The organism is Dermacoccus sp. NHGro5 (assembly GCF_017565385.1).
Taxonomy (GTDB): Bacteria; Actinomycetota; Actinomycetes; order Actinomycetales; family Dermatophilaceae; genus Dermacoccus; species Dermacoccus nishinomiyaensis.
Map to the genome: position 1 here is coordinate 1 of NZ_JAGEKQ010000064.1, position 3,689 is coordinate 3,689.

Sequence of the window (3,689 nt, forward strand, 5' to 3'; positions counted from 1 at the left end):
GGGGCCAGTTCAGACCGTCAACACCCCGGCAAGTCGCACGCGGGGCCAGATCAAGCCGTCACAACGGGGCCAGACCAAGCTGTCACAACCAATCCTGCTGCCCGGGCCGAACTCGCTGTTCGTCGCGACGAGCGCCGCGCAGGTATCGCGACGCGCCGGCTGGCAGGCCGCCGCCGGTGTGTTCATCAGCGACAACATCCTCATGATCGCGGCCGTCGCCGGCGGGCACGCTGCTGACGGGCGGGTCGCTGTTCTTCCGCGCGCTGACGCTCGTCGGCGGCGCCTACCTCGTCTATCTCGGGTTCGGTCTGCTGCGCCGAGGGGTGCAGTTGCTGCGCGAACATCGAGCGCTGACGCGCGCCGACGCCACGGACGACTCGCTCAACCCCATCGACACAGGCGCGGCCCCCGATGACGCCGGCATCGCGGCGTCCCCGTTCAGCCGCTCGATCGTGACGGGCATGCTCAACCCCAAGTCGATCCTGTTCTTCGCCGCGTTCTTCGTGCAGTTCGTGACGCCGGGCGATCCGCACCTGTGGGTCAACTTCGGGGTGCTCGCCGTCATCATGCAGATCATCAGCCTCATCTACCTCGCGGCCGTCATCGCCATCAGTTCGCGGCTCGGCCACCGCGTCGCAGGACGCCCGCGCGTCGTCGCCGGCGCACACCTCGCCGCGGGGACGGCCTTCTGCCTGTTCGCCGTCAAGCTCGCCACCGCATCGTTCTGACGCCCGACACGCTGAACCACCACGCCGACGCGACGCTCCACCCCTCACAGCTGCCGCGCGACCACATGGCCGGCTGACGCGAAGCTCCACCCCTCACAGCTGACGCACGACCACATGGCCGGCCGACGGCGAAGCTCAACCCCTCACGGCTGACGCGCTGCTGCGACGTCTTCGGGGTAGCTCCCGTAGAAGGGCACGTAGCCGTCACGCATCAGCACCCACACGCGGTCGTCACCCACGCCGGCGAACCCGGCGTCGCGCAGTTCGACCTTGCGCGACTTGAACGTCGAGGTGTGCTCGAGCGAATCGACCTCGCGCACGAACAGTGGCACCGCGTACTTCGGCAGGCGTTCGTTGAGCGCGACGGCCGCCATGGCGTCGAAGGGCTCGCCCTCGCGCAGCACGACGGCGGCCATGCCGGCTCGCCCGTCGCAGCCGGGCACCTCGACGCCGTAGACGACGCAGTCCTCGACGAACGGCAGCCGCTCGAGGGCCGCCTCGACCTCCGTCGTCGCGACGTTCTCGCCCTTCCACCGGAACGTGTCGCCGAGCCGATCGACGAACGCCACGTGGTTGAGCCCCTGCCGGCGCACGAGGTCGCCGGTGATGAACCAGCAGTCGCCGTCCTTGAAACCGTCGCGCAGCAGCTTCTTCTCGGTGGCGTCGTCGTCGGTGTACCCGTCGAACGGCTGGGCCTTCGTCACCTTGGCGAGCAGCAGGCCCGCCTCGCCGACCTTGACCTGACGCAGCCGCCCGTTCCCGTCGCGCACCGCGCCGCCCGTCTCCGGGTCGTAGGCGACGACCTTGTGCGGCAGTGGGCACGTGCCGGCCGTCTCGGAGATGTTGTAGGCGTTGATGAACGCGATGTTGCACTCGCTCGCCCCGTAGAACTCGGCGATGCGCGCGATGCCGAAGCGCTCCTGGAACTCGGCCCAGATGTCGGTCCGCAGGCCGTTGCCGACGATGACGCGGATGCGGTGCGCCCGGTCAACGTCCCGCTGCGGCTGGCCGAGCAGATAGCGGCACAGTTCGCCGATGTAGACGAACGACGTCGCGTCGAAGCGGATGACGTCGTCCCAGAAGTTGGAGACGGAGAACTTGCGCGCGATGGCGAAGCACGCGCCGCCGTTGAGCACGGCTCCGAGCGCGACCGTCACGGCGTTGTTGTGGTACAGCGGCAGGCAGCAGTAGAGAGTGTCGCCCTCGCGCAGCCGCACGCCCAGCCCGCCGAGGCCCGAGTACGACTGCAGCCACCGATGGTGGCTCATGATGGAGGCCTTCGGCATGCCCGTCGTGCCGGAGGTGAAGATGTAGTACGCCTTGTCGCTGCCGCGCACCTGCGCGCATTCGGGCGGGTTCTGCGCCGCCGCCGTAGGCGCGTTCGTCGCCTGTGCGACGAGCTCGTCGAGCCCGACGACGTCCGCGTGGCGCCCGGTATCCGACGACGGTGCGGTGTTCGCTGAGCCCTCCCCCGCGAGGCACGTCGTCACCGCCTCGAGCAACGACGGCTCGGCGACGATGACGCGGGCGTCGAGTACTCCGAGGCTGTGGGCGAGCACATCGCCCTGCTGGTTGTAGTTGAGCAGCCCGCTGACGGCGCCGAGCTTCACGGTCGCGAGCATCACGAGCAGCATGTCGATCGAGTTGTGCGACATCAGCCCGACGACGTCCCCGTGACGCACCCCAGCGTCCTTGAGCACCCACGCGAGCCGGTTGACACGCTCGTTGGCCTCTGCGTAGGTGAGGCGCCCCTCGTCGGCCACGACGAACGGACGCTGCGGGTGCCGCTCGGCGAGCCCTTCGAATACCGAGCCGATCGACATGGCGCGGCCCGATCGACGCAGCAGTAAGGACGGCAGATGCTTGGCGACGTGGGGGATGTCGGGCGTCATCGTCAGCGCCCCGCGCGCCACGTCGAGCAGCGTCACCCGGGTCCGTGAGGTCGTCATCGCTGTGGTCTCCTTCGGCCGTCGTCAGCTCCGGTGTCGCGGTCCGCGCCGCGATCCCCCAACCCTACCTACGCTTCAGTAACCACGTGACGGATACCGCTCAGCCCGTCCCACATCGATGGGTGCCTGCACAGAATTGCCATCCCCCCGGCCGTGGTGGACGATGCGAAGCCGACGCGACGCATGAGCGCGTCCTCGAGGCCGCCGAGGATCTCGATTCCGGCAGCCCCGACCCCCGCTCGCCTCGTCCCTGCGACAGGGACGCTCCGGCATCGTCGGTGTCTTCGCCGAGGGGCGACTGCTCAACTCGTTCAGCGACCCGTTCGCCGTCAGCGTGCTCGACGGTCTCGCGCAGCACCTGGGCCAGAACTCGAGCGGCATCCTGCTCATCCTGGCGTAGGGTAGCGATGAGCACGAGGTCGTGCGACGCATGTCCGGCATCCCCCGCGACGCCGTCGTCTTCCCGCTCGGCGGGCATGTCTCGGCGGCGGTGCTGGACCACCTGCGCCATCGCCGCATCCCGCTCGCCCGCACGGGTTACCCCGCGATCGACGGTGTCCTGCAGCTGACGATGGAACGCGCCGCGCTGCGCACCCTGGCCACGTACCTGTACGACCTCGGCCACCGCGACGTCGCGCTCCTCGAGATGCCGCAGGGTGCGAGCCGCGGTGAGGGCGACACGACGCCGACGGCCAACCCCGAGGGAGTGGGCAACGTCATGTACGTGTCTATCCGCACCCGTACAAGCATTCGCAGGGGCGGCGGGGGTCAGGGTGATTGTGGTGGACGTAGAAATGCGTGATGGTCTTGAACTGCTCAACCCCAGTCTTTCGGGGGAGCTGTTCAAGACCATCACGTCTTAGAAGAAGTCCGGCGGTGTCCTACTCTCCCACACCCTACCGAGTGCAGTACCATCGGCGCTGAAGGGCTTAGCTTCCGGGTTCGGAATGTGACCGGGCGTTTCCCACTTCGCTATAACCACCGTAACACTATGAAACATATCAACCCATCA

General features: G+C 68.2%; 2 protein-coding genes, 1 rRNA gene and 1 pseudogene. 2 read left to right on the plus strand and 2 right to left on the minus strand.

Annotation, left to right across the window (positions count from 1 at the left end; translation table 11 throughout):
* Window positions 1-115: 115 nt before the first annotated feature.
* Window positions 116-728: pseudogene (locus tag J4Z35_RS14210) on the plus strand (LysE family transporter).
* A gap of 143 nt (window positions 729-871) precedes the next feature.
* On the opposite strand, the gene J4Z35_RS14215 reads toward J4Z35_RS14210, so the two are convergent.
* The gene (locus J4Z35_RS14215; protein ID WP_074041324.1) at window positions 872-2,677 is read right to left on the minus strand and encodes a long-chain-acyl-CoA synthetase; all 1,806 of its coding nucleotides are present in this window, start codon (window positions 2,675-2,677) and stop codon (window positions 872-874) included.
* Between the two features lie 430 nt (window positions 2,678-3,107).
* Here J4Z35_RS14215 and J4Z35_RS14220 point away from each other — a divergent pair, with 430 nt between their 5' ends.
* Entirely contained in the window at window positions 3,108-3,479 is a 372-nt protein-coding gene (locus J4Z35_RS14220) for a hypothetical protein (RefSeq protein ID WP_074041326.1), read from the plus strand.
* A gap of 66 nt (window positions 3,480-3,545) precedes the next feature.
* On the opposite strand, the gene rrf is transcribed toward J4Z35_RS14220, so the two are convergent.
* Window positions 3,546-3,663, minus strand: a 5S ribosomal RNA gene (gene rrf, locus J4Z35_RS14225).
* Window positions 3,664-3,689: the final 26 nt, after the last annotated feature.